The 24,832-nt window shown below is 49.6% G+C and carries 18 protein-coding genes; 11 read left to right on the top strand and 7 right to left on the bottom strand.

Annotation, left to right across the window (positions count from 1 at the left end):
- Window positions 1-93 precede the first annotated feature (93 nt).
- Window positions 94-1,410, top strand: coding sequence for an outer membrane protein transport protein (locus tag APH28_RS17700; RefSeq protein ID WP_060511553.1), 1,317 nt, complete (start codon window positions 94-96; stop codon window positions 1,408-1,410).
- Between the two features lie 76 nt (window positions 1,411-1,486).
- Here APH28_RS17700 and APH28_RS17695 read toward each other — a convergent pair whose 3' ends face one another.
- Window positions 1,487-1,789 carry an IclR family transcriptional regulator C-terminal domain-containing protein gene (locus APH28_RS17695; protein ID WP_060511551.1) on the bottom strand — a complete coding sequence of 101 codons (303 nt, stop codon included), beginning with the start codon at window positions 1,787-1,789 and terminating at the stop codon, window positions 1,487-1,489.
- A gap of 643 nt (window positions 1,790-2,432) precedes the next feature.
- Here APH28_RS17695 and APH28_RS17690 point away from each other — a divergent pair.
- The 4 genes from APH28_RS17690 to APH28_RS17685 all read left to right on the top strand — a co-directional run bounded on the left by APH28_RS17690 (window position 2,433) and on the right by APH28_RS17685 (window position 9,420).
- On the top strand, window positions 2,433-6,083 hold the full coding sequence (locus tag APH28_RS17690) for a hypothetical protein (protein WP_156340913.1): 3,651 nt from the start codon (window positions 2,433-2,435) through the stop codon (window positions 6,081-6,083).
- A gap of 281 nt (window positions 6,084-6,364) precedes the next feature.
- On the top strand, window positions 6,365-6,703 hold the full coding sequence (locus APH28_RS28680) for a hypothetical protein (RefSeq protein WP_156340912.1): 339 nt from the start codon (window positions 6,365-6,367) through the stop codon (window positions 6,701-6,703).
- 72 nt (window positions 6,704-6,775) lie between these two features.
- Window positions 6,776-7,201 (top strand): hypothetical protein, encoded by a 426-nt coding sequence (locus APH28_RS28675; RefSeq protein ID WP_156340911.1) that lies wholly within the window; start codon window positions 6,776-6,778, stop codon window positions 7,199-7,201.
- Window positions 7,198-9,420, top strand: a complete 2,223-nt coding sequence (locus tag APH28_RS17685; protein ID WP_156340910.1) for a UvrD-helicase domain-containing protein — start codon at window positions 7,198-7,200, stop codon at window positions 9,418-9,420. Before APH28_RS28675 ends, APH28_RS17685 begins: the two co-directional genes overlap by 4 nt.
- Before the next feature lie 224 nt (window positions 9,421-9,644).
- Here APH28_RS17685 and APH28_RS17680 read toward each other — a convergent pair whose 3' ends face one another.
- On the bottom strand, window positions 9,645-10,490 hold the full coding sequence (locus APH28_RS17680; RefSeq protein ID WP_082432325.1) for a YecA family protein: 846 nt from the start codon (window positions 10,488-10,490) through the stop codon (window positions 9,645-9,647).
- 495 nt (window positions 10,491-10,985) lie between these two features.
- On the opposite strand from APH28_RS17680, the gene APH28_RS29210 reads away from it, so the two are divergent.
- Window positions 10,986-11,195 (top strand): hypothetical protein, encoded by a 210-nt coding sequence (locus tag APH28_RS29210; RefSeq protein WP_060511543.1) that lies wholly within the window; start codon window positions 10,986-10,988, stop codon window positions 11,193-11,195.
- A 273-nt stretch (window positions 11,196-11,468) separates the two neighbouring features.
- A complete protein-coding gene (locus APH28_RS17670; protein ID WP_156340909.1) occupies window positions 11,469-13,295 on the top strand; it encodes a hypothetical protein in 1,827 nt (608 codons plus the stop codon).
- Between the two features lie 130 nt (window positions 13,296-13,425).
- On the opposite strand, the gene APH28_RS28875 is transcribed toward APH28_RS17670, so the two are convergent.
- From APH28_RS28875 to APH28_RS17655, 5 genes are read right to left on the bottom strand one after another with little or no spacing between them, the layout of a single operon-like run.
- Window positions 13,426-13,788 carry a hypothetical protein gene (locus APH28_RS28875; RefSeq protein WP_256249847.1) on the bottom strand — a complete coding sequence of 121 codons (363 nt, stop codon included), beginning with the start codon at window positions 13,786-13,788 and terminating at the stop codon, window positions 13,426-13,428.
- A gap of 41 nt (window positions 13,789-13,829) precedes the next feature.
- Window positions 13,830-15,947: a hypothetical protein gene (locus tag APH28_RS28195; protein WP_082432324.1), complete on the bottom strand. Its 2,118-nt coding sequence runs from the start codon at window positions 15,945-15,947 to the stop codon at window positions 13,830-13,832.
- Entirely contained in the window at window positions 15,934-17,055 is a 1,122-nt protein-coding gene (locus tag APH28_RS17660; RefSeq protein WP_256249845.1) for a tyrosine-type recombinase/integrase, read from the bottom strand. The genes APH28_RS28195 and APH28_RS17660 overlap by 14 nt, the downstream gene beginning before the upstream one ends.
- Entirely contained in the window at window positions 17,030-17,413 is a 384-nt protein-coding gene (locus tag APH28_RS29205) for a hypothetical protein (RefSeq protein ID WP_256249836.1), read from the bottom strand. The genes APH28_RS17660 and APH28_RS29205 overlap by 26 nt, the downstream gene beginning before the upstream one ends.
- The gene (locus tag APH28_RS17655) at window positions 17,410-18,678 is read right to left on the bottom strand and encodes a site-specific integrase (protein ID WP_060511536.1); all 1,269 of its coding nucleotides are present in this window, start codon (window positions 18,676-18,678) and stop codon (window positions 17,410-17,412) included. The genes APH28_RS29205 and APH28_RS17655 overlap by 4 nt, the downstream gene beginning before the upstream one ends.
- Window positions 18,679-19,707: 1,029 nt before the next feature.
- Here APH28_RS17655 and APH28_RS17650 point away from each other — a divergent pair.
- From APH28_RS17650 to APH28_RS28670, 4 genes are all read left to right on the top strand, one after another.
- Entirely contained in the window at window positions 19,708-21,570 is a 1,863-nt protein-coding gene (locus APH28_RS17650; protein WP_082432323.1) for a Mu transposase C-terminal domain-containing protein, read from the top strand.
- A 14-nt stretch (window positions 21,571-21,584) separates the two neighbouring features.
- Window positions 21,585-22,472 (top strand): ATP-binding protein, encoded by an 888-nt coding sequence (locus APH28_RS17645; RefSeq protein WP_060511532.1) that lies wholly within the window; start codon window positions 21,585-21,587, stop codon window positions 22,470-22,472.
- Window positions 22,469-23,149 (top strand): hypothetical protein, encoded by a 681-nt coding sequence (locus APH28_RS17640; protein ID WP_060511530.1) that lies wholly within the window; start codon window positions 22,469-22,471, stop codon window positions 23,147-23,149. Before APH28_RS17645 ends, APH28_RS17640 begins: the two co-directional genes overlap by 4 nt.
- Window positions 23,150-23,337: 188 nt before the next feature.
- Window positions 23,338-24,165 carry a hypothetical protein gene (locus APH28_RS28670; protein ID WP_156340908.1) on the top strand — a complete coding sequence of 276 codons (828 nt, stop codon included), beginning with the start codon at window positions 23,338-23,340 and terminating at the stop codon, window positions 24,163-24,165.
- Window positions 24,166-24,832 lie beyond the last annotated feature (667 nt).

Raw genomic sequence — 24,832 nt, 5'->3', positions numbered from 1 at the left:
TATGCAGATGTAATCACTTGCCCCGGGCGGAACTCGTCCTGGTAGGCGAAGCCTTGTCTGCGTGCAACAAAAACAATAACAAAGAGGTGGAAAATGAAGCTGGAAAACCGTTCAGTCCTTATCGGTGGCCATGCGTTATTGAGCTTTTCGATCAAGCGCTTCGGTACGTTACTGATACTGGGTGCCTCTGGCGTTGCAAGCGCCAATGGCATTGCGCTTAACGAGCAAAGCGCCAGCAGTGCCGGAACAGCGTACGCAGGCAGGTCATCTTCTGCACTGGATGCAAGTACCATCTATGGGAACCCTGCCGGGTTGACGGAACTGAAGCGCAGTGAACTTTCCGCTGGATTCGCCTCACTGGCAGTGAGCGATGATATCAGCCATGCCCGGAGCAATGCCTCAGGGACAAATAAAGGCGATTCTGTACCTCTGGCGGTTATCCCCTTCGGCTATGCATCCACACCCTTGAGTGAGCGGTTATCGATTGGCCTGGGTTTTTATGCGCCCAGTGGGCTGGTCAACGATTATGAACGTTCCTTTCAAGGGCGTTACCACGGCAGCTACAGCACCACCAAGGAAATGACCCTGCAACCGACCATCGCCTATCGCATCAATGACGTCTTATCGGTGGGTGGCGGACCGACGATCAATCGGTTCAATGCCAAGCTTGAGAACTATCTGGCTACAGGCCCCTTGAACAATGGCCAGGACACGCGGGTGACCATCAAAGGCGATGATATGGCGATTGGTTATAACGTCGGGGCGCTTGTCGACTTCAACGCATCGACGCGTTGGGGGGTGACGTATCATTCAAAAGTGAGTTATCACCTCGAAGGACATACCGAAGTATCCGGGGCGCCTGCTTCACTGCCGCTGAACGGAAAGTATGCCGCCTCGGTGGATCTCACCATGCCAGAGTCGCTGGATACCTCCATTACCCACACATTCAACAGCCGTTGGACCGGATACCTGGGCACCACTTGGACCCGTTGGAGCCGCCTTCAGAAATTCGAGGCGGTCAACAGCGGCGTGTCGTCTACCGGCCAACTGCTCGGTTTCGGGAGGGTGGGTGAGGCGCTGAATTGGCATGACACATGGTCCGCGGCGATAGGGGTGTCCAATCAATTGACGCCTCGGTGGGTATTGAGGGCTGGCTATGCTTATGACCCTTCCCCAGTAGGGAACAATGATCACGGCGTGCGGATTCCGGTCGGAGATCGTCAAGCTGTGACAGTGGGCGGCGCCTACACACCCACCACTGACCTGACCATTGATTTTGCCTACGGTTACCTGTGGGATGCCAAGGTTTCTGTAAGGCAGGAAAACAAGAGCGGATTACAGCCTGAATACTCGGCTGAATATGAAAACCACGCACATGGAGCATCCGTTCAGGCAACGTATCGTTTTTGATGGTTGTGCGCAGTTTTGACGGAGTGAAGGGTGCCCCTGATGGTGGCCGGCCAGGCCGGCTTCTCAAACACCGTGTTCAGACCACGGCTGGCTTCAAAATTGGCGCCAGCACCAGGCCCTTGAGGATTTCGTCGCGGGCCGAAGGGGAGAGGGCGCAGAGGATCGCCTTGCCCTGGCCGGTGCAGTACACCGGCTTGCCGTGGCCAAGGCTGGCGGCCGAGCGCTGGGTGTGGGCGCCTTCGCAGCGCTCCAGCGACAGTACCTGGTTGCCATCGAGCACCGCCAGGCAGGAGGTTTCGCCGGTCAGGTCGCGCAGGTCTCGCAGCTCGGCGCTGGCGGCGGCCACCAGGTCCGGCTCCAGATAGGCATTGCGGACCATCTCCAGTAGTTGAAGCCCAAGCGGTAGACCTTGCGTGTGGGGTCGCGACGAATCATGCCGCGCTTCACCAGGGCGGCGATCCAAAGTTCATGCAAATTTCCAGAGTTGCTCGAGGAAGGAAAGCGGGTGCTCGACGAGCCGCCAGTGTTCAAAAGCTTTGAATCGTTTCATGTTCGCCTCACCTGTTACTTCTAGATTTAACAAGTGGGCGATGTCGAATGTTCATAAACGCCTCAAAGCCCTCTGTTACTAGCTCAGTGCTCCTGAAATGGAATCTTTTGTTCATCGATAGGTGTTCATAGATCTAGCTCTCCCGTTCATTTCGTCGCCCGTCCCTCCAGGCATGGTTCAGCTGGGTCCACCTCAGCAAGAGGTGCGCTTACGTGGTGTTTCGTGACCGAATGTGGCATATAGCCTTTATGGATTTGTTGCAGCGTCAAAGCTGCATCGACTGGACTATTAGCGGTCATTCCCTGCTCAGCGGGACACGGAAGGCCATTGCATGAGATCGGGGTAGATGCTGGCAGCTAGCAAAAGTCGTCTAGGCGTGGCGTGGAAAGCACTTGTTTTTGGAGGGAGAGCTGCATGGAGGGTGCTTTCTACCCGTCACCGGGGGGACAACGTTGACCCCTTCTTTGAGCCCTTGACTCCCGTAATTGTGACGGATGGCCGATCGGCCCGGTATGAGCGCGAGCTGCTTCATGCACTGGAAAACCCCGATGTTCTGAACATCGCGCTCACAGGTAGCTATGGCGCGGGTAAGAGCAGCGTGTTGAAGACGTTCTTCAGCAATCATCCACAGTTCAACCACACCTATGTGTCCCTAGCGACCTTCAGCAAACCCACCTCGGGTTTGACACCTCAGCCGAGTGGTCAACCTTCCGACCCTGACTCAGAACCTGAGGGCCCGGCTGCTACTGGGGCCGAGCACACACAAACCGATGTCGATTTGGTCAATCGCATTGAAGAGACCATCGTCCAGCAACTGCTCTACGCGGTGCCCGCAGCGAAAGTACCCAAGACTCGCCTGAAGCGGATAGCCCAAGCCTCAACCTTCAGTATCTGCATGCGCACCCTCGGGTTTACTCTGCTTTCCGTCTGCACCATGAGGCTCTATGTACCCAAGCTTGCGATGATAAAAACCGTGTCGCTGGAATGGCTGATCCAGGGATTGATGGTTCTTCCCGAGTCTGCGGCATTGGCTGGCGTGGCCGTTGGTGCTGTCTATCTGTTGTATTCGGGGTTGAAGTTCATGTCCCTGTTCACCATCGATGGCCTGACCCTCAAGGGGGGCAAGCTTGAGGCGACTCATCATGGATCTGTGCTTCATAAAAACGTCGATGAGATCCTCTATTGCTTCGAGCGCAGTGATATCAGCGTAGTGGTCATCGAAGATCTGGATCGTTTCGACATCCAGGACATCTTCTTCAGGCTGCGAGAGATCAATTTCATCATCCAGCGATCACCTCAGGTTAGGCGTTCTGTCCATTTCGTCTACGCCATCCGTGATGAGCTGTTCACGGTCACTGACAAGACGAAATTCTTCGACCTCATCATCCCCATCATCCCTGTGATCAACTCCGAGAACTCCAGGGAAAAGCTGGTCGAGCTCATGAAGGCGCGCCAGGTGGCCGGCAAACCGCTTGATGATGGATTGAATCTCAAACTCATAGAGGCGGTGTGCTACTACATCGACGAAATGCGGCTGATCAAGAATATCGTCAACGAGTATGACGTCTACGCGAATGTACTGGCCAACGACGGTCTGGAGCTGGATCCCAACAAGCTGTTTGCCATGGTTGCGATTCGAAACCTGCACCCTAGTGCCTATGCGGACTTGGTCAAGCGGCGGGGCGCGATCTACGGCGTCGTTGATGGCTACGCAAAGTGGGTAAAAGCTCAAACAGAATTGCTCGATGCGGAAGCTCAAGCGCTAAAGGATCAGCGTGCAGTACGTGAAGACGAGGTGGCCGATAGTGTGGAGCACTTGCGAATGTCGGTCTGGTTTGAGATTTTGAAACTTGGGAGTAAGCCAACTGCAAACCACGTTCGGCTAGATGGCGGGACTACCTTCACGCTGTTGGACTTCGTATCTGATTCTGTGTTCGCCCAGGTAGTAGCATGCCGAAGCGTGCAACCTATGGTGATTTCACACTGGCAGGATGGCGGACAACCCGTCCTATCTAAAAAGGCTCTGCAAGCAGCTCGTTACGATGAGCGCCTGGAGCGTTTCCAGACCTCGCTTGATGAGCTGGATGAGCAGTTCGACACGAATCGACGCAAGGTGCAGCGTCTCAAGACGGCAGGCTTCCGACAGATTGTATCCATGGGGTACGGCAATGAAGTTGCCAAACGTCTGAAGGGGTTGGAACTCATCGTCTTCCTGGTTCACCGCGGCTTCTTCGACACTGACTATGTCGATTACCTCGGCTATTTCTACGAAAGCTCACTCACCCAGTCGGACAAGAACCTCATAATGGGAATGGTTCGGGGTGAGGAGTACGATGTAACCACCCCGATACATAATCCGGAGCTTGTGGTCAGAAAGCTGGATCTGGAGTCGGTAGATTGCGGGCGCGGTATCATGGTTGATCTCATCCATGAGCTACTGCACACGAACAAGGATGACGCGGCTGCCAGGAAGGACAAGCTCCGCTTAATCCTTCGAAGTGGTCATGATTACACAGAGCGTTTCGCCGAGGCTGTTGCATCGATTATCCCTCGGTTGCAGGCCACGGCGCTCATAAGAGCCACTTATGACGCAGACCGCGACCTCATCCCTTTACTCCTTAACCATGATCGGTTTAAAGCACCTACCTTGAGGCAGCAGTTCCTCGTTGCGCTTCTGGATGTTCTGACACCCAAGGAGATGCAAATACTCGACGATAAGCCTCGCGGGCTACGGAAGGCCATCAGTGAGCTTCGTGAGGCATCGGTTATCGCCGCGAAGATTGCGAGCAACCAGAGCGGATGGAGGTGGGTCAGGGAGCTGCCGGCACAATTCTCGAACCTTGATTCGAGTGCCACGGCTGCAGATCTGCGGCAAATGGTGGAGTGGGGGTGTTTGGCACTGAACCTCAAAATGCTGCAATTGCTCTGCCAGACACTGGATCCGGGTAATCAGAGCGATAGGGTAACGTACCAACGGCTCAGCAAGCTTGAAATTACTGGCCTGGACAGCATGATCGAGGAGGATCCGGACGGTTTCGTGGCGCAGCTCGTAAGCCAAGAGGGGGTGCTCGAAGAGACACCGGAATCGCTCGTGGCCTTGTTCGGACTTTGTCAGAGCGAACCCTACACACTGGAGGTATTGCTCGAAAAGACAACCTGCAACGTGGCTGACCTTGACGCGGTACCGACCTCGCTATGGGCGAAGATCCTGACGGCGGGACGTGTTCACCCTTTTGGTGGTGCGGCTTGGACGTATTTCAATCGGGCGCTTGTAGCTGATAAAGAATCCGAAGACTTCGTCGATTTGGGTGAGTCGGCACTGGCTACATTCGTTGATTTCCTCCAGCACAACGCTCAAGCCCTGGCTGAAGAATTATGGCAGGACGCGAATCGCAACGATGGCTTGCAGACGTTCCTCATTCGCGCGCCGCAAGTCGACAATGCAACCCTTCGCACGCTTTTCTCGAAGGTCGTGTTGAGCCCAGGCGTTGTCATGGATACCGCGGCGCCGGGCAATCGTTGGGCGGTGTTCGCCAACGGTGACATGGTCGAGTACAGAGAGGAGATTCGGGCATTCATTACCGATCACGCTTTCTCTTACCTAGGGGCTTACCTCATCCACCAGTGGGGCGTCGCCCGTAACCAGATGGACATGTCAGCGTTACCGGTGTCGCTGGCCCTTGAGCTCAGCAATGCAGAGGTGTGCTCGACAGCTGAAGCCATCGAGATCTGGTCGGGCATTCCCGGCGATGCCTATGACACATGCGAAGGTGCCGTTGAAGCATTGGCTGGGGTGTGTGATCGCGCAACACGTGATGGATTGCGATTCCCGATGGCCTACCTTCCGACGATACTGAGGCGGCTTCCGACTGGCGCGCTTTCTAGAGAGCAGCGGATCAACCTACTGATTCATGCTCTCTCAATGGGCTGCAGTTGGCTAGAAGTGGCTGAAGTGTTGCCACTCGCGGGTGAAGAGTATCAGGCTTTACTCAAAAAGAGGCGCGTGAATTTCCCGGTTCATGATGTGGATCGCCGACTGATCGATGCACTTGCTACAAGGGGTTTTGTGGGGGCCGTCAAACCTGAAGCCAAGCGGATTGTGGTTTGGAGCAAACGTAATTGAGCCGTTATTTATGGCTTTTCCGTGCACCTTCAAATAAGCCTGGAGTTCGCCCAGCCTGTGAGGCTTGGAGTGTCTACGAAACCTGGCACGATTCAGGTAAAGCATATGCGATGAAACCCTACAGCTGAGACTTTATTGATGATGGCGTTGAGCCATGATTGCTGCTATAAGTAGATTCATATAGACGTTTGCTCGGCCGGTAGCTACTTGGCAATGGCGCAAAGTCTAGCAGAGCTTAAGAGCTATCATATAGATTTCGGTATGCAGTAACTGGAGATGGAATGGAAGCAATCTATAGTATGCCTTCTTACGACACGCCTATCCGACAAGGTGATGTTATAAAGAAAGTAAGTCGAGGTGGGAATGTTTATGGCTTGGTTATTACCGCGGACTGTGATATTGCGCGTGGGAAACACGGAAATCATTATACTTGGATTGAAATTATCCCTTCTGCGAAGTATATAGACGAAAAGTGGTTGCCAAGTGAGATAAAAAAAATCTTGTCTAAGCAAGTTAAGTCTGTTCTTGAATATGTAAATAGTAAGCTGAGGGCAAAAGGTTTAGGTGAGCTTTCTGAAAGCCGATTGATTGCATGGGTCACGGATATTGGCGCGAACTAATTTCTCCTTAAGATCTCTGAACAAGAGCCGCCGGCTGAAATTTTATCGAAGCTAGAAGGGCTGATAATTTTGATGGATCCAGAAAATCAATCTGCACTTGACAGGGTGAAGAAGTCCGCAAGTTTTTTTAAAATCAATGTCGAAACTTTAATTGATGGTGCTAAAAAACACCTTGTCAAATTCGATGATGGTTTTCCTGACTTTTTTTATATTCCTAAACTTCCCGACGAGCTTTCCGGGGGTTGTGCTGCGCTCCTCAGAAATATTTATTCGATTCAGGATGAAGAGATTTTCTTAAGTGAGTCTGATGCGCGAATAAATGACTGTCCACATGGTTTTTTTAGAGTGTGTCGCCTTACAGATCGTGTTAAATACTCAGTAGTACAAAAAACTACTTTCCTGTTTTCCAGAATCGGCATGACGCCGGAATTCGAAGCGCTTACCTCTGAAAGTGCAGAGAATAGCTCTAGAGCTACATTTGGAGTGGTGGGTGTATGAAACCAGAATCTATAGTGATTGAACAGTCGGCTCTTGCAATTCTTGATGCGGCCATTATTGAAGATGACTGGTTTTCTGAGTTTTTAGTGCCTACACAAAGCACGGAACTAAAGAGAGTTGTGCATAATGGCGTGGTATATATATTTACCGCTGATGCAGATGAAAGCAGTGGCCTACTGGTCGTCAATACGAATGATGACGGGATATTTAGCTCATCTTTAAGGCCTGCTCAGGTTTTTGAGCGGGTAGTCAGGGTCGCGCTGCGTCAGTTTGATCGGGGCATTTCAATTCCAGTGCAATGGTCACCATTTAATGATGGTGCTCTTCTTAGTATTTACGCCACGAACCTTTCACGGCGCAGCAATATAAGGATCTGCTTCGACAGATCACCGGACTCATCGAGTAATATATATGCTTATGGTGTTACCAATGGACCTAGCGCCCTCACGATTGACTCGAATGATCTGAATATATATCGCAGGGCCATTGATGGCTATCTAGATGCTATCTTGACGGAAGATGCCTCGGCCCAGAATAATGCGGGTAATGCGGGTAATTACGGTATTGTATTGAGCAAGCCAATTGGTAGTCATTTGGCTCGTCCTGGCAATTTAAGCGACTGGATTGAGCGGATTCTAACAGAAGAGCAGTTGGCTTTTGTGAATAGCGATGTTAACTCACCTATTCGACTACGAGGGGCTGCTGGTACGGGTAAGACGCAAGCCATGGTTATCAAGTGCCTGCGAGAGCTGTACCAAGATCATGATCGCGGGGGCGATAAAACTTTCCTGTTCCTTACGCATAGCTCCGGTCTCGCCCACAATATCGTTCGCGGAATGCTATACGCTTTAGATCCTAGTGGAAGATGGAATGAGCTAGTAAACTCCGAAGGAGTAAATAAACTCACTATCGGTACACTCTATGAAGTGGCGCAAGAAAAACTCAGCTATCAAAAGAAAGGGCTGCGACCGATATCCATTGATGGCTCTGATGGCCGAGAACTACAAAAAGGGCTAATTCAAGATATTCTGCGAGAAGTCAAGAATGACCCCTATTTAAATATTGAGCTTTTGGAGCACTGTTACCCGCTAAAGAAGCGGATTCATGAAGAAAAATATCATGCTGAGCTGATTGACGAGCTCGTGAATGAGTTTGCTTGTACCTTCGATGTTGAGAATATACGTAAAGGTAGTAAGGAAGCCGCGCAGTATATAACTGGTGCGCGGGATAAATGGCAAATGTGTTTAGAGTCACCTGTTGAGCGGCGAGTTGTTCTTGAACTGTACGAGATGTATCGGGCTAAGTTGAAGCAAGAGCAGCTATTTAGTTTGGATCAAATGACTGTTGATTTTTGCAAGTATCTTAATACCTATGGCTGGGAACAGCTTAAAGATCGAGATGGTTTTGATCAGATTTACGTGGATGAGTATCATTTCTTTACAAAAATTGAAGCGATGACATTTCAGCCTATGTTTAAGCCGCGGGCATGCATTGATGGGCGGTGGCCGATAATAATGGCGTATGATTTGAAGCAGAGCACGACAGATGCGCCTTTCTCGGGTGGAATTAGTCGTTTTGTTAATCCTGGTGTTGGTGCCTCTATCGCGATGGAGCTAAATCAGGTTTTCCGATATACACCACAAATCGCGGCATTTCTTTCTGATATTGATGGCTCTTTCCCAGCAATGGATTTGGAAGGAGAATACATTAATTATTCTGCAACCTCACAAGAGGCGAATGGTCCTGTTCCTAGTCTCAGGATTTATAATACGGACAAGGATCTGATTGATGATGTATTTCAGTGCGCTCAGAGATTGGCGGCAAGTATCCCTGAAGGGGGATTGCAGGTGGCGGTTCTGTGTCTGAATACAGAGTTGTACGAGAGGTACTTGGAAGTAGGGAGAATTAGGAAGTATCATGTTCCTATTCAGTCTCGAGAAGATTTTAAAGACCTAAGGTATGCAAGGAACAAGTGTATATTCAGCATGCCTGAATACGTTGCTGGTCTACAATTTGAGTATGTTTTCCTCATTCATGCAGATGAAGCGGATATAACCAGTGAATACCTGAGTGAAGGAGCTAAGCGCAGATACCTATCGCGAGTTTACGGTGGCGCAGGCCGAGCAATCACCAATTTAAAAGTGGCTTCTTCTAAGGAGAGAGGAGGGGCTAGCTCAGTACTGTCTACTCCGTTGAGTAATGGCTCTCTGGTGATGTAGCCCTAATCAGCGCCGCAGCCATGTGCGAAGACATGGCTGCTCTTTCCTTGCATTGTAGTGATTGGGCAATTGGTATTTTTCATATATCCTGAAAGGCACCAATCTTTATTAGCGCTTAGTAGTAGAGGCTAGGGATCAAGATGAATTGAATCAATGGACGCAGGAGCGGATAGGTTCAGTGACGCTCAGCTCATAAAAAATCTATCTTACCTTCGATTGAGTAATTAAAAATATTCTCTCATTTTAATTTCGTATCCATTCAGATATGTTTTTCCATCTCTAATTTCTGGCTTGGGCGGCCATAGCTTTAACGATGTTTCGAGCCTGGCGAATTCAAAGATAGTGAGCAACAGCAATAGTGAATTTTGTTTTGTAGCGAAATCGTTATCCACGCCGTGCATAACCGAGTTTCGGTGGATTGAGGCATCAGTAGGTTTCCCTGTCATCAGCTTATTAAGAAATTTTGTAAAGTAAGATGTTGCAGATATGTCAGCGTAAAGCATGGTGTTTTCATAAGGTTCAAGATCGAATTTGTAGTTCGCTCCTTGATTCTCCTCAAATGAAACATTGTTATACTCCCTGAAAAGCCCTTCAATCACCATGAATGAGGCAGGGATAGCTGTTTCATACATCTCATTGAAGTGGTTATTTATGATCTGAGATATTGTATTCGTTCTTTTTTTCAAAAGGGGGCTTATGTTTGATGAGTTCTCAAGCATTCTATTAAAGTATTCGGCGTCGTTCGTTTTTTCCCACGCCTCGAACAGCAACTCAATCACTGATGATGGTTCCACCGCAAAGGCATCAGCGATTACTTGAAATTGATCTATTGTTATGCTTCTGAAGTAGTAAATACCGCTTTCAATGCATACTTCGTGCAGTGGGATATCCCCCTGCCGTGAAAGGTGCATAAGTGAGTTTAAAAATTCACGCCCCTCTAAATTCATGTTGAAAATGTTTCTATTGGGGAGCTCAGGCTTGGTAGTATCAATTGCATAGTGGCAGAATTTGTACTTGGTTCCGGAGCCGCAAGGGCACGGCTTGTTTCGCCCAGGTTTAGTATCACGCATAAAAATCCCTTCAGACTTTGATTGAGCTGTAGACTGTTAATTAAGATGTGGAGCAAGGAGCGTGTATTTTTTCGAAAAAAAACTTGTTCGTCAATGCTGATTGAAGAATTTGGCGGATAATTGTGTGAGCATTTTTACCAGTCGGCTAGATTCATCGATCTAAACATTACGCCAATCAAACCAGGACGACGAAGTATCCCTGAAATCGAAAATGCATTTAAGCATGCCATTTCACTCTAGGAAGGGTGTGAACGAGAAGCTTGATTAAATGTAAACCCTGTGGGGGCAATCGGTGGTCGACCGAGACTTTAGGTGAGTCGGTACATTAAATTGAGCTATGCTCTCCTAGGCAGCCGATTCGCCGTGATGCTGATTACGGGCTGCTCGTAATGAGTATCACCACCACCACGATATGAGCTCAAAGACTATTGGTATAGAATCTGGCGTTTTGAAGCTTCTGATTTTATCTACATACTCAGACCGTGGATTTCCAAAATGACAAGGGATCTCAACAGTATTTTGCTTCCTGATCATCCGATGTACACCGATGCTATAGAGGCTATGAAGCGGTTTTACCAGGCGCAAGCAAAGGGTGCCAGTGACGCGGAGCTCAAGCGCCTACGTCTGTTGGCTGAACACCGGTTCCAGGCAGTTACTGATTATCAGCTTCACGCCCTTGGAGGCCCAGCCGAGCCCAGCCAATAGCAAGAAAACTGACCGCCATACCGTTTGTTTCTCCAGCGCTGGCTCTCGGACCTATACAGATGTGACCTAAAGGGCAGGGGCGATCAATACCTCCAACCCTTGGCCAAAGTGACTATTGCAGTACGGCGGCGGGTTCAGCGAAGAGAGCTATTCTTCACTTATCCCTACGGGGTGCAATCGACGGTCGAGTCGCACAGCCTCCTGCCCTTCGAGACCGCCAACCTTATGAGCTCGAGAGCCCTTCATACCGCTCTCGGGGATTGGGTGACTGCCATGAGCCAGCAAAAAAAAACCGGCGCCGCGCCGGTGAATCCAGATTTTTCCCCGATGCAAGTGGCCAATATGGCCTTTCTCATTGACCGTCTTCATCAGGATTGCTCCAACTTACAGTTTCTGCGGGAGCTCACGTGTAATGCTATCGAAAGCCTTCTGCGTGGCGGAGGCGAGGGTGTGATCAGGTGGACTGTAGAGGAAAATCTAGAAGCCCTAGCGGGTGAGCAGAAGCTTTGCATCATCGACACTGGAGTCGGCATGACTGGGGAGGAGATGGTGAAGTATATTAACCATCTGAGCTCATCCATTAGTGAGCAATCGACTTCAGGAAATTTTGGTGTAGGTGCCAAGATTTCCGCGGCCCCTGCGAACCCCGAAGGTTTGATCTACATGAGTTGGGTCGATGGGCATGGCTACATGATCCATCTACATAAAGACGCTAATGGTCAATATGGCTTGAAACGTTACCCCAGTGGCGAATTTTGGTCACAAATCACGGAAAAGCCCAAACCTGACATCATCAAAAAGCATGGCACCATGGTGATATTGCTGGGAAAGCATTCCGCTCATAACACAATTGAACCACCAGAAAACGTCCGCATGCCACGTAAATGGATTTTGCGGTATCTAAATGCAAGGTTCTACAGATTTCCCGAAGGCGTAGTGGTGTCTGCCATCGAGGGCTGGGAGAATCCTCCTCGTGATCAACATCGCTTCTTGCGCACCGTAACTGGGATGGCTCCCTGGTTGGAGGGTCACAGCCAGGTGCTCGGGACTATCAAATTGTCTCGTACCGACGCAACGGCTTTTTGGTACATCGTAAAGGATTCCGTCGACCTAAACAGTGGGCATTACACACCGCCTGGCCATGTTGCCGCATTGTATCAAGATGAGCTGTATGAGGTTGTAATGAGCAATGCAGGCTACGCTCGCCTCCAATCGTTCGGCGTTATTTTTGGTTGTGAACGAGTTGTGATTTACGTCAAACCTGACAACAGTTTTGCGGTGACCGCTAATACTGCACGCACCGCGCTTCTCATCGGTGGCGAGCAATTAGATTGGGCTGCTTATGCAGCTGAATTCAGAGAAAACATGCCACAGGAGTTGGTCGCCTTCCAAGATCAGATTGGCCACAATGCGAAGAGCAGTGACCACCGAGCCGCAATCCGCGAGAGACTGAAGACAATTCAGGACTTGTTTAGGTTTGGTCGATACCGCCCAAATCCTAAAGGTACGCACGCGATCGCTCTAGGCAGCAACAATGTCGGTGGAGAGCCAGAGCACATAGGAGACAAAACAAGCACCGGGTCTGGCAAGTCAGGTAGTAAAGGTGGCCGACAAGGTGATCTTTACGCGCTTTTCACAGCTGAAGAGGGCACGCCGGCCGAGTTCATCGACCAACATATGGAACCTCAAGTGGCATGGGTAAGCATTGAAGATGGTTCACGAGCCAAGGAGGAGATGGATGATCGTGCTGCAAACTATATTTTTGACAGTAATCTAATTAAGGTAAATGCCGACTTTCGAGTTGTCACCGATATGGTTGAACGTTGGGAGCAACGGTATTCCAACGTACCCGGCGCTGGAGGCCCAGGTGGAGCAATTGAACAGGTCGTTCGCGAATGGTTTGAGCAACAGCTGATTGAAACAGTCATGAGCGCTCATGCGCTGAGAAAAGGCGGTAAGTGGAGTACAGAGGAAGTATGCAAGCTGTGGGACGAAAATGCACTGACGGCTGCAGTGTTACCCAGATATCACATCGATATTAGTATTAAACGCACGCTTGGACAAAAACTAGGAACTCTAAAGTCTCAAGTAGAGCGCTAGCCGCAAAACCAAACACTAAGAATCGAAACCCGGCTTCCCCAAAGTCGGGTTTCCATTAACAGCACTCGATGCGCTAGCGGTTAGGCGATAATGTTTTCCCACTGCGTCACCCAGCTGCCATGAAACCTTACTATTTCTTACGTAAGGGAGCCAGAATGTTCTCGACATCCAGTCCTTTCAGCAAACAGCTATGTGTAATTGTCGACAGCGCTTCATAGAGCTGGTCTCGCTGCTTTATTAAGTCGGCATTCTCTGCTTGTAAATTAGCAATACGATCTTCAAGGCTTCTTCGCCGGCGGGCGCTGTCCGGATCTCTACCACTTTCCTTCAGCTGTGTAATTCGGGCAGCCTCGATTCTCAAGCCCCGATCTCCCACCAAGGTCGAGCGACTCGCCAGGCCCAATCGACGCTGAACTTCGGTCCGGGAAATAGGCGCGAGCTCCTGCCCTGAGCTAATCATTTGGGCGAGGAGGGCGTCGACCGCCTCATCCAACGTGCTACCCCTCAAGGTTTGCCGTCGAGCCATGGTCACCTCTAATCATCTGAAACCGAGCTATGTCGCTTTTCCGTGTCCGTTACCGTCATGGGATGACCATGTGGAAACACGCGTTGTACTCCTATACTGGTCTTGCGTGCGAGGACAGACTTTAGATTGCTGAGCTTGACCTCTTGGTCCGCCAGCCACACATCGCTGCCTGCCTCGCCTGCGCCGGCATCGCGCAGGATGGTAATTGCCTTCGTTAGATTATCGGCTTGTTTCTCAAGGTTGGCTCGTTCTGATGGAGTACCCATGAGATGGAGATGCGAGCAGCCATTCCAACACTGTAGATGCTTGGGGCAGGGCGCTTGGGAGAAATCGTGTATGCAACCTCCGAAGGGGGTCACGTGTAGTGCTGTTGCGTGCACGGTAAGGAATGCTTCTGCAGTCGTCGCGCCTTTGTCTGATAGTAACTCATGGTAACTGTCTGTCAGCGGACCCTGAATACGTTTTTCTCTTATGCCTCTATGCAGAAAGTCGATGCGTTCGTGGTGGCTATTGAACGCCAAAAAATCGTGATGCGCAGCAGTGGTGTCTTCAATGCTCGTGTGCTGGTAGTAGACATTCTGATCAATGCGTTTTCGCCCTAGGGCCAATGCTTGCTGAACATCACTCATACCGGTCAGGTGATAAATGGTGTTCCGCCAGTGTCTAGGTTGGTGACTTGTTAACCTAATTGGAGTTCCATCGGATTCTGTTAATGAACGACGCGAAAAGATAGATGTATACTTTTCATCGTGACCTAACGCGCGATTGATATCCACAATGGTAACCCGACGCGGTACTGCACGAAACACATTTGCCTCACGTCCGCCGAAACGAAACTGGCCGTCGAAAGCGATAGCAAGGGTTTCGCTGGTTCGAAGTAAGATGCGAAGCTCTTGCCCGACATGCTCCGTTAGTACTGCGTGGCCACGGAGTTTCGGGATGATCAGTCGTTCAATATCACCCGCGAGGTAGCGTCGCTTTAATGACCGTCCTCGTCTCTCTTCTGGCTCATGATCGAACGGATGAACTCCGTTGCGCGTGAGGTACAGGTAAAGATTTCTGTTTGCGTTCCTAGTTTCGCTAAAGCCTAGCCAATCCAAAACCATTGCCTCATCGATGACCGATTGAGGAGAAAAATGCCAAATACGTCCAGGGTGGAGTTCTTGCCATGCGGCAATCTCTCGCTGCTCTATGGTTAGCGCCTTTAATCGCTCTACTGCTCGCCTGGCTAATGGAACGTCGCCTTCAGCCAGCCAATGAACACGAGATTGAAAATGCTTTTCCGCAAAATACCTAATCCCACATTCGACCAGAGGATTGCCGTTTATATCTACAGTCAATTCTCCTGTAGTGGCTTTGATCTGTCTTTCGACCCAGCAGTCATAAGGAATTACAGCTATTTCATTACCTCGCTGCCCAGTTGCGATCAATAAATCGATCACACGCAGCAAAATCTCCTCACCCTCACTGAATGGGTTATTTGAACAAAGGGCATACGCTTCCATCGCCTCGCGAGAAGGCAGTCGGTCATTAGATTTTCGCTCTTTTACCGCACGATCGGGATCATGCAATGAAATATAATCGTGGCGCCGCTTCTCTGGTCTTGCATCATGCTCAAAATGGATAGCCATCCCGGTTAACTGCAGGCTATCAATCGTATCCGCAATTACTTGTAGATGAGAGATTGCATCATAAATATTCTTATAGCCACTTTCCCGGAGAAAGACTATGACGCGATCGAAATCGCCCCGTGTCAAAAGTGTAGGGTCAAATACGCCACGTTCAAACATCGGGTTATAGAGTCGGCGTACGGCAATATTGTATGCAACTACCATCGAAAACCTAAGATTTCGGGTACGTTGCAGATACACAATTAGGGCCTTGCTAAATTCTTGGTATACGAATGGAAGTGGGCCTTTGCTCGGGGCAGGATAACCAGTCTTCTCAAGGAGTTGTCGGTGCGTTTCGAAGGTCAGTGTATGTTTATTTGGATCCCTTTGTGGTAACCAGTTTTCAACTCTCCAAAATGCTTCCGACCATGGGGTTGAAATCGGTAGCAACCGAAAGATAGCCTGTTCTTGTTTAATAAAGCTTTCTAGATTTTGCTTCGCCTTAAACAGCTCCATCTGCGGCATCCTCTGTGTGCTGCCGACAGCGCTCAATCGTAGCGCTTACCGCCAGGATGGTTATCTGATGCTGAGCGAGTGGCCGATTATGAGTAAGATCTCCGGCCTGTTCTGCCGTATCAATAAATCGCTGAGCTTCTCGTTGCAGCGCCTCTCTCACTTCCTCATGACGCCCATCTGCAAAAGGGTGAAACTTTTTGCAGGTGTAGCAGGCATAGATAGGATTGTAAGGGCAGTGCGTATGAACTGGGAGAGAGCACGCACCGATGTCTCCGATGTATTGCGTATCGATGACGCCGCGGATCGCGCTTTCGGGAGCAGTATCACTGCGTTGCGAGACATCCCCGGTTAACAAAGACCGCATAATGCGCTGATAGGAAGGGCTTTTACCGAGCGCTTTCTCTTTGATTCGAGCAATATTGGGAGTCGCTGTCACATAAGCACGCGCTGCAACGGTGCTATTGTGTCCTAGTAGATCTGCGATCAGATCTGCTGGAGTTCCCTGATCCGCCAATCCCTGTCCGAGATGATGACGAAGTAACATGCTCACCTGGTTCGGCTTTTCTACCCCGGCTTCAAGAAGCTCATACTTGAGGCCTAAACGGATTTTTTGAACCGAGAGGCGCTTTCCACGACGGCTAACAAATAATGGTTTGCAGTCTGGACCAAATCGTTTTTGAACCTCTTCAACGTGCCGTGAGATTTTCTCACCCAGACGGGTGGTAATTTTGCGGGGGCGTCGCTCAGGTCTGCGCTGACCGACCTTCTTAGCCATTGGTAGCCAAAGGGTGTAGTATTTCTCGTGACCAGCGCTTTTAATGAACTCAAAATCCGCAATGTCTAGTGAGTGAAATTGAATCGATCTTGGTGCGAGTTCAAACCCCAAGTGAAGAACTATGTTAAACTGAAGTTCTTCCCAATAATCGGGTGATATCTCTCGATCGATTCGTTTAAGCAGTCGAATTTCCTCATCAATTTCCAGGCCTGATTGAGAGAGAAAAATTCGTGCATACGGGTCAATTCGTTCCGATTTGATTCCTTTGATTTTTAGATAAGTATCTGATTCAAAGCCTTTAATCCGTCTATCGACTGCCCAGCGATAAACCATTTAATTCCGTGACTAAATCTTGACCACCCCAAGGAAAGGTACGGGCAAGCGCAGTGTTTGACATATAGACAATGGACCTTGCAAACATAAAGGCTGTCTGAGGGGCATATTTCTCCAGTGCATATGCAACGAAGCCTTTAGCTACTTCTTTGAGCTCTGGGGATAAGTCAAGCGAGGCCCAGTCAATCTTCAATGCGACCCCTCCGTCGTACCACGTCCACACCGGCAAACGGGTATCGACGTACTTTGGCTGATCATTGGTGCGCGTCCGAATCCCAACCAGAGCCGGGCCCTCGAACACGTAGGCCGGTAGAGAGGAGGAGGGTGATGCCTGTTCGTAATCTGCCGATTTAGTCACGACGAACCTCCTAAACTGTCAAGTCGTCCCCAAGCTGCCGAGGCACGCTGTGCGTTATGGCGGTTGGCGGACTCAGCCAGATAACGACTTGCATAACGACGTGGCATCGCCGAAGTCTCAGCCCAACCGCAGACTCGCCGGAGTTCGTCCGTGGCGCGCTCCAGGTCGTGCCCACGCTGCTCGACCAGGTAAGCCAAGAAACGGTCGGCGAAGGTGTGGCGAAAGTCATGCGCAGAAAGAGTAGGCAACAGCCCCGGATGCGCCAGTTCAATGGTCAGAAACACCCGATCGAGGACATTAGACAGTGCGCGAATCGATAGCGGGCGGCCTCTGTCAGATATGAACAGATAGCGGTACGGCAATTTCATCGGTTTGCCTTCACGTAGAGGGCGCCGTTCGCTCTGAATATAGTGCTCGTAGACCTCATACAGCTGCATGGAGACACCTACGGTTCGCCCGTATGTTTTCAGTGCAGGCTCTTCAGCGCGCGGGTCGCCGGGGTCATTTTCGCGATCGTTGATACTGACGTAGGCGTGCTGAGAGCCCTGATTAATGTCCGTGGTGTAGAGCTTCAGAAGCTCTCCGCGACGAATTCCGGTTTCCAGCAACAATTCAATCATTAGCCAATTGCGCATCTGCAATCGCCTCGGGAAGGGATTTTCAAGAGCTCCCGGGCGAATCATTGTGCGGATGATCTGGAGTTGCGTATCTGTCAGGCTGCGGTAACGAGCATGGTCGGGACGAATATTGATGATATGGCTCTCAAAGCGTCGCTCAATGACGTCAGCGACATCTACAAATGCCACCTCGATGTTAGCCATAGTGGTTGAGTTCTGACGAGCGCGCGGAATGTAACGGGCGACGCACCAAGATAGGTACTGCTTCAGCAACCGCAGGTATTGGTCACGAGTGCGCGAATCGATCCGTGGAAGAAATGCCATTGCAGAGGCACCGATTTGGGCGACCAGATTATCGGCTTGGCGGCCACTTTGGAGCCAGATGGCGTAACCGTCCAGTAGCGCCAGAATCGCTTCGAAATGGCACGCCACGATGGCCTCATCGACATCTAGGTTTCGAGTTTCAGCATAGCTGTAGAAAGCCTGAATCGCGCGTAGATGCGCCGCAGCAGTGCTGTAAGCGCGGTGCCTGAGCTTGAGTTGGACGTAGATGAATGGAATGAGTTTGGGCAACGGCGCGGCGTTGCCAGCTTGCACGAGCAGCGGTACACGCTGACCTGTAGAGAAACGGCACTGAATCAGCTTCATCGTTAGTCACCTCATCCAATGACTCGCCATGAACACAAAGGACATGGCCCGTTGAGAGAGTGGACGTGTAAACGTTGAAATAAAATCGGACGCCCACAATCCCTTTTAAAAACAATATGTTAACCCTTCCTGTCGCTATATCGGCGGAAAAACGAAGTCTTTTTTCCGGGCTTATCCCGCATAAGAGTCTGTCTTCCGGTCTTATGTCACACGGGTTCGATGTACTCCTGAGCCCGCAGTGTGATTCCAGGTGCGCAGGTGTTTCATGGATTGGTTGGATAGCCTAATGGGCGCAATACCGATAAAACTCTACGATCCAAGACGTCTTTCTCAGGGGATCCCATTGCACTCGAAAGCCCGTGAACCGGGAGGAAAGTGGTGATGTGTATGGCGCCAACACCAGATAAGCCGTTGAAGATTGTTAGCGCTTGGTAGCCCGCAAGCCCTGAAACCTGGGACGTAACCGAAATGACAAGGTGTGCGCCTTCTACTCGCCCAGCACGGTGCGTTCAAGAATGAACAACAAGAACGCAGTACCTACACCAGATTCGTCACAACTCTTCCCTCGTTCCGCCCACCGCAGGTAGCTACCAGGAACCAATCGTCGTCCCAAGCCGAGAAACACACCGGCCCCAACGGCAGATCCACAAGCGCACTTTTATGCGTATGTCGCAATACGACAGGTATGGGAAATGCCATTCCCGTCCAAGATCTGCTCCAACGACCGAATATTTACGTTCGGAGGTTAGACGGTTTAGGAATGAAAAAGGCGAGCTTTATGTTCAGGACTTAATCATTCGGGTTAAATATATATTGAATGTGCGTGAATTTCGTGATTTTTAACTTGATGATCTCTATAAGCTTTTTTTAGTTGGAATTTTTTTGTAATTTCTGAAGAAATGTCAATATATCTAATACTCAACTTCCTCCTGGCCTTGCCACCGCTTGGAAGCTGCCTAGCCGAAATTTGCGTGCATCTACCACTCCACTATCCTCACCTGTCAAATCATCGGATTAGTACCGGATAAGATGGATAAAGAACTCAACCTGCCTGCAGCGCCTAGCGATTCGGAAGAAAAAGCAAAGGTAAGAGTACCCAGAGACTGGAAAGAGTCAGGAGTACCTCCTGGAGGTGAGTACATTCCCTACCAGGAAAGAACTTATGACGCGCGCGAGCAAGAAGTGGCTAAAGAGCGCGCATCCGTTTTTGATCAGGTCATTGAGCGGTTTAACGGGATGACCGTCAAGCGAGGCATGGAAGTTCTTGGCCTCGGCCACTCTCAATTTTATAACTTGCTGCGCAAGCACAGAAAAGAAGAAAGTATCCAGCGAAACAAGAAAGGCAGGGTTATAGGAAGTTGCTGGGCCAGTGATGCACAAATCGCTGCTCTTGAAGAAGCCTACGAGAAGAAATTTGAAGGCCCCAAGGCATCCCTCAGTAAGCTCCACCAGTGGGCGCGGGAGTACTTCAAGGGAGAGGGTGAAAATGTCACGCGCTATAGGGCCAGGCAATTCTTAATGTCCAAGCCGGAAAGAGAGGTTTATTTCAAGCGGTACGGGAAAGAAAAGACGGATCATAAATATGGATTCAAGCCTCACAAGTTTGTGATCGATGGGCTTTTGCACAGAGTATCGATGGATCACACGATGGTCGACATCTTGTTGGTCGATGAGCAGAACAGAAATATTATCATCGGTAGGCCATGGGTAACGATGTTAATCTGCGATAAGTCGAGAGTGATCTTAGGTTTTTTTCTTAGTCTAGATCCCCCTAACCTTGATACCGTCGCTGCCGCCCTTGCTTTTGCAGTGATGAACAAAGATTTTCATCTATTCCGCTTCTTGACTAATCCGAATGAGTATCCATTCTTTGGTATTCCATTTGTTATATTTACCGACAATGCCGCTGAGTTTACAAGTGAAAAGTTCATTGAGCAGTGCAAGGCGTGGGGTATGGATTGGGAACACCGCCCTATAGGGAAAAAATGGTATGGAGGCATTATAGAACGCTTGATTGGCACGTTTATGACGACAGAAGTCCACTTCCTTCCCGGCGCAACCGGGAGTAACGTCGTTCAGCGAGAGGACTTCAATAGCGAATATAATGCAACGATGGATTATGAGCAGTTCGCTGTATGGTTCCTAAATCAAGTAACTGTTTATCATGGCAAAATCCACTCGTCGCTAAAATGCACTCCGCGTGAAGCTTGGAATCATTACGTTAATCAAGGTCTTTATGATCATGATCGTGTCATTGCATCAAACGATCAAATGAGGTTTTTGATTGATTTCTCACCGACAAGCTTCGATCACAAGGTGCATCCCTACGGAATAAATTTTGCTGGCCGTAGATACGCATGTTACGAGCTTGCCCCCTACGTGGGTCAGCGTTTTGATATCAAGTACCTTCGGCACGATCTGAGCTACGTCTGGGTCAAGCTCCCAGGCAAATTTCTGAAAGTTCCTTGTAGTTATAATCGGGTGGGGCTAGCTAACACTTGGGATTCCTACTCGAACCATAAACAACTTTCGAAGCGTAAAGCACTACTCAAAGACCTGCCCCCTGGCACTGTCGACGATGAGTTCGCGCACGCTGCTCTTGCCAATCAGACAGTGATCGTTCAAGAGGCCGTTGACCTTAAAACTGCTTTCATGGCCAATCTACCGCCTAAAGGTCTGCCCGCTCCACAGAGCACTCTAATCCCTGCAACCGAAGCAGTAACCAATGAACCCGTTGAGGACTGGCTTATCGAAGACACGCAAGACTTTATCCCGACAATCTTAACCCAGGACGAAAACGCTCACGATGTTTTTGTGCCGCGCATCATAAGAGAGCATTCAGATCAGCCTGATTTTCTTCCTGTAATTATAGTTGATAAGCATAAAGACTAACTTGGAGAGCTATGATGGCTTACGAACATATCAAGCACGATCTTAGAAATAACGCTGATCTGCCTGCGAAGGAGCGAATTAAGATATGTCGACATGATATATGGATTGATACGCCTCGCTACGCGCCTCTTTTCGAAAGCTTGAGGAACATGCTCTATACCGATAACCAGATCCAGTCCGCTAGCATTTTCATCCATGGGGATGGAGGCGACGGTAAAACGGCCTTATTCAACCGGCTTAAGGCTCTCGGTGAGCTTGAAGGTAAAAGGTTCGTGTTTATTACACTTACCGAAAACGTTAACCGTTTTAAATTACACGATGCATTGTGCGATGTCTTCGATGTTCCGATTGGCAAGCGTGGCACTGCGGTCAATCGTGTTAAGCTCATCATACAGAAGATAAAGGCCCTTGGAATCGGCGCGATCGTTGTTGATGAGTTGTCTGATTGCATGCTCGAAGCGTATTCCCATAAAAAATCTATATTGTCGCTGCTTCGTGGACTCGCAGAGGGTGATGGTAAGCTCTGTGTTATTGCGTTCGGGAACTCAGTTGCGAGTGAAATCATCTCACTGGATCGAATAATTGATCGGCGATTCGTGCCGTGGCATCTGAAGCCTTGGAAACTTGATCAGGATTTTGTGGATTTCATTGCTACATACGAGACCTACCTTCCACTCAAATTGCCCTCTAACCTTGCAAGCCCTAAGCTGCGAACGCTTATTCATGTGAACTCACACGGGATCCTTGACAATATCGTCAAAATTATCAAGTCCACTGCTATGGATGCAATCAAGCATGGGACGGAGCAGATTACGCCAAGTCAGTTCCAGAATCTTGAACCGATGACCAGGCTCTATGGTTACAAACTGCACCATCCCAAGGATAAGGAGGTTTCAGAATGACATTGGCGCCTTTCCAAGCCGTTGCTGTGAAAAGTGTAGTTTCTGCGCTGAAGGACGGTAGCGTGGTATGCCATTTGATGTCTGATCCTGGCAATGGTCTGACCACCTGCACCAATGCCGTTCTGAGCCAAATTACCGGCTCTACAGTCTTTGTTGGGGATCACGTAGACCTTGCGGGACTGGATTTGCTGGGTCAGTTCTATGAAGAGATACACGTTGATTTTGAGTTTCAGCCACAGTCGGGTGTTCCTGCATTGGTTACTGAGCTTTGCGCCATGAAAGGAGATCCGACCATATTCATCCACGACTTCGAAAAATTTGCCCTCACGGCGCTTGCCAAAGAAAAGTCATTGAAGCAACTGGGATGGCTGCTGAAGGCGCTTCCTGATAGTAGTTTTGTCATCGTCAGCAGTCCTGACTATCAGGCTGAGATGGTCGGACTGTGTCGAGCTCACGAGCGTGCCTACTCGCCTGTTGAGTTAGGGTCATTCGCGGATCGGACAGAGTTTACAGCCTTTTTTGAAGCATTGATTGATCAGAAGTCAGGACTGGGACGAGCAGCTGACAAGCTGTTGCTGCATGACATTTATCATCGACGAAACGGCAATTTGGCGTGGACGATGCTGGAGCTCTTCCATCCAGGCTATCGCAGTCAACGGGAGTCATCCCTTCAATGAATGCTCCTGATGTCCCCATTTTTGATGGTGAGGCTTTCTCTTGCTGGGTTTACAGGCAAAGCCTATGTTCCCAGCATACATTGCTCGATAGGAGCAGGCTTGCGGAGCTTTGGCATGCGTGCGTACAGTCAGAAGACTTTGACCCTGACTTTACGCACGATGCCAAATTCTCACGAGCGGCGTGCGAAATGCTGGATATTCCAAGGGAGGAGCAGGCAAAGATCTTCCAGCCGAATAGTCAATGGGTTATACCTCGATACTTCAGACGCAGCTTTTGCTACAGCTGCATGAAGGAGCACATTGCGAATTTTTCACTCCCTTCATACAGGAAAGAGTGGTGCTCTGTTGGTGTGGTCGTATGTCAAATTCACAAGTGTTCCCTGCTCGATGCAAGTGGTATTGTTGCTTCAAGTCCGAGTATGGCCATGCGCATCCTCAAGGCATATTCCGAGGATCCTTCTCAATGCGTTGCTGCGTCTCGTAGCCATGATGCTGACGAACAATTTACTGCGCTTTATAAGACTCAACTATTTTTTCAAACCTTGGAAGCTTCTCAGCAGCAAGCTGATCAAAACGGAATGTGGTCATGCAGTGAGCCGCATACGGGACTGCCACGCCTTTTGCTGTCAATTTTTTTGTATCCACGATTTGGCTTGGTGAATCGTTTTATAGCTCCTCGAAGCTCATATCGTATTACTACCCTATTTCAACAGACTCTTAACGCTGGGCCATTGGTTGCAGGAATAGCTCAAAGATGGGCTGGCATGCTGATGCTCGGGTGGCTATTTGAGCTATTTACACCCCGCGAGAGCACTGATGTTGAATCGTTCATCGAGCGCGCAGGTGCTATAGCAGGATTTCATGATGCACGCAGCTTGGGAGCAGCATGTAATGTGTTCAATAGCCTGCACAGTGACGTTATAGCTAGACGACTGCGCGAGTGGATGCCAAATCCTAGTCCTGCTCTGTTGCAACAATTCATCGAAGGATTTTCTGAGGTATCTATTCGGTCGTGAGTATAGAATGTTTGGGAGCTGTCATGCCAGTAAAATACTCCTATATAGGGAATGTGACACTACCTTTGGGTGTTGTCGGTGTTGGAGTTGGTGGTTTGAATCATGAGGCTTGGCTTTCGTGTACCATTTCCCTGCCAACGATACACGTCTTCCAGTACTCGATACATTGGGGCTCAAAGGCTGCGCGGGCTGAAGTCCTTCACAAAGCATGTACAGCTATTGGGTTGATCCCAGCAGTTAAACATAGCGGTTCAAACTGGCTATTGAATCGTCAGGATATCTACTCACCCTGGCCAGCCGGTGAAGCATATCGTTCAATAAGAGAATTTTCGGATTTCATTCTCTTTGAGTTCTATCAATGGGGGCCAGGTATGTTTGGCTCTCGCGCAGCGTTCTATCAGGCAAGCATACATAAAATTCACCTGAGGGTCGCTGCGGCTCTCGCGAAATCTCATGGTATCCGAATGGGAGCTAGTTAGAGCATAGTGTCAATCGATTAATCAATCACTTGGCTTCAAGCAACATCCCAGTGCGCAACAGCGGGTAGACTTACGAGACCAGCGTTTGGCGGTCACACGCTTTGATTCCACACATTCCAGTCGAACAGACGTTTATCGCGAGAGATAGCGTCTCGCCCCCAGTCTGTGGCATATAGCCAGTAACATTG

The organism is Pseudomonas sp. NBRC 111124, assembly GCF_001320245.1.
In the GTDB taxonomy this organism is placed as follows: Bacteria; Pseudomonadota; Gammaproteobacteria; order Pseudomonadales; family Pseudomonadaceae; genus Aquipseudomonas.
Note: the sequence above shows the minus strand (reverse complement) of the source record. Positions and strands in the feature narration are given on the sequence as shown.

What these genes read in the sequence shown, in the direction of transcription:
- APH28_RS17670 (WP_156340909.1), top strand. Translation starts at nt 11,469, where the DNA reads ATGAGCCAGCAAAAAAAAACCGGCGCCGCGCCGGTGAATCCAGATTTT.
- APH28_RS17645 (WP_060511532.1), top strand. Translation starts at nt 21,585, where the DNA reads ATGGCTTACGAACATATCAAGCACGATCTTAGAAATAACGCTGATCTG.
- APH28_RS17650 (WP_082432323.1), top strand. Translation starts at nt 19,708, where the DNA reads ATGGATAAAGAACTCAACCTGCCTGCAGCGCCTAGCGATTCGGAAGAA.
- APH28_RS17640 (WP_060511530.1), top strand. Translation starts at nt 22,469, where the DNA reads ATGACATTGGCGCCTTTCCAAGCCGTTGCTGTGAAAAGTGTAGTTTCT.
- APH28_RS17700 (WP_060511553.1), top strand. Translation starts at nt 94, where the DNA reads ATGAAGCTGGAAAACCGTTCAGTCCTTATCGGTGGCCATGCGTTATTG.
- APH28_RS17685 (WP_156340910.1), top strand. Translation starts at nt 7,198, where the DNA reads ATGAAACCAGAATCTATAGTGATTGAACAGTCGGCTCTTGCAATTCTT.
- APH28_RS17660 (WP_256249845.1), bottom strand. Translation starts at nt 17,055, where the DNA reads ATGGTTTATCGCTGGGCAGTCGATAGACGGATTAAAGGCTTTGAATCA.
- APH28_RS28195 (WP_082432324.1), bottom strand. Translation starts at nt 15,947, where the DNA reads ATGGAGCTGTTTAAGGCGAAGCAAAATCTAGAAAGCTTTATTAAACAA.
- APH28_RS17655 (WP_060511536.1), bottom strand. Translation starts at nt 18,678, where the DNA reads ATGAAGCTGATTCAGTGCCGTTTCTCTACAGGTCAGCGTGTACCGCTG.
- APH28_RS28680 (WP_156340912.1), top strand. Translation starts at nt 6,365, where the DNA reads ATGGAAGCAATCTATAGTATGCCTTCTTACGACACGCCTATCCGACAA.
- APH28_RS29210 (WP_060511543.1), top strand. Translation starts at nt 10,986, where the DNA reads ATGACAAGGGATCTCAACAGTATTTTGCTTCCTGATCATCCGATGTAC.
- APH28_RS28675 (WP_156340911.1), top strand. Translation starts at nt 6,776, where the DNA reads ATGGATCCAGAAAATCAATCTGCACTTGACAGGGTGAAGAAGTCCGCA.
- APH28_RS17680 (WP_082432325.1), bottom strand. Translation starts at nt 10,490, where the DNA reads ATGCGTGATACTAAACCTGGGCGAAACAAGCCGTGCCCTTGCGGCTCC.
- APH28_RS17695 (WP_060511551.1), bottom strand. Translation starts at nt 1,789, where the DNA reads ATGGTCCGCAATGCCTATCTGGAGCCGGACCTGGTGGCCGCCGCCAGC.
- APH28_RS28670 (WP_156340908.1), top strand. Translation starts at nt 23,338, where the DNA reads ATGCTGGATATTCCAAGGGAGGAGCAGGCAAAGATCTTCCAGCCGAAT.